The sequence below is a fragment of the Moorena sp. SIO3I6 genome (assembly GCF_010672095.1).
The window spans coordinates 1-1025 of record NZ_JAAHHU010001743.1 but is presented as its reverse complement, the minus strand read 5'-3'; the positions used below and the strand labels follow the sequence as shown (position 1 = coordinate 1025).

At 40.8% G+C, this 1025-nt stretch carries 1 protein-coding gene and 1 pseudogene; both read left to right on the top strand.

Going from position 1 to position 1025, the window contains the following annotated elements; all coding sequences use genetic code 11:
* Positions 1-307, top strand: a pseudogene (locus F6K49_RS52785) (hypothetical protein); the annotation flags it as partial.
* A gap of 256 nt (positions 308-563) precedes the next feature.
* The coding region (locus F6K49_RS52780) for an Rpn family recombination-promoting nuclease/putative transposase (RefSeq protein WP_293111104.1) at positions 564-1025 on the top strand (462 nt) is incomplete at its 3' end.

Below are 1025 nucleotides of genomic sequence, written 5' to 3'. Positions count from 1 at the left end.
TTTATCAGAACAAGAAAGAGCAGCTTACGAGCGTTACCTAAAAAATAAGCGTGACGAAGCCAGTATACTCAGTACCCAAGAGTTTGAGACGAGATGGCAAGTGGAACAGGCAGAAATTCGAGGTATGGAAAAAGGTATCCAACAAGGAAAACAAGAGGGGATCGAACAAGGTCTTCAACAAGGTATCCAACAAGGAAAAAAAGAAGAAAAAATAGCGATAGCACGTTCCTGTCGGGAACAAGGTTTAGATGTGGAGACTATTATGAACATCACCCAACTTTCTCGGGAAGAGATTGAATCAATTTAGAATTTAGAATGCGCGAATTTAGAATTTAGAATTTGTAATTATACATTTTGCATTCACCATTCACTATTCTGCATTCACCATTCACCATTCACCATTCACCATTCACTCTTTCTTCCTTAATGGGGTTCCCCTGGCCAGATTTTGGTCAAGGACGTTCAAGATTTCCCTATTCACCGTTCTGTGGCCACAGGGCATCCTCAGCGTAAAATTTACCTATAATCGAGATAATCGAGAACAGTAGCACCAGCACAAGACAATGCCAGACACACATATTCGCTTTGATTGGGCAATCAAAAAACTGCTGCGGAATAAAGCTAACTTTGGTGTTTTGGAAGGGTTTCTAAGCGAGTTGTTGCATTTCGATATTACCATCAAAACCCTTCTCGAAAGCGAAGCTAATCAAGAGACCCTCGATGAGAAAACCAACCGAGTTGATATTCTCGCTGAAACCACTGATGGTGAGCTGATCCTGATTGAAGTACAAAACAACCCTCAACACGATTATTTTCACCGTATGCTCTACGGTGCGTCTAAGTTAGTCACCGAATACTTAGACAAAGGTCAAGAGTACGGTCAAATTAAAAAAGTCTACTCAATCAATATAGTCTACTTTAACCTGGGAATGGGAGATGACTATATTTATTCCTATCGCGGAGAGTTCATTGGGGCTAATCTCGGGGATATCCTGCAACCGACCAAAACTCAGGAATTTAAATTT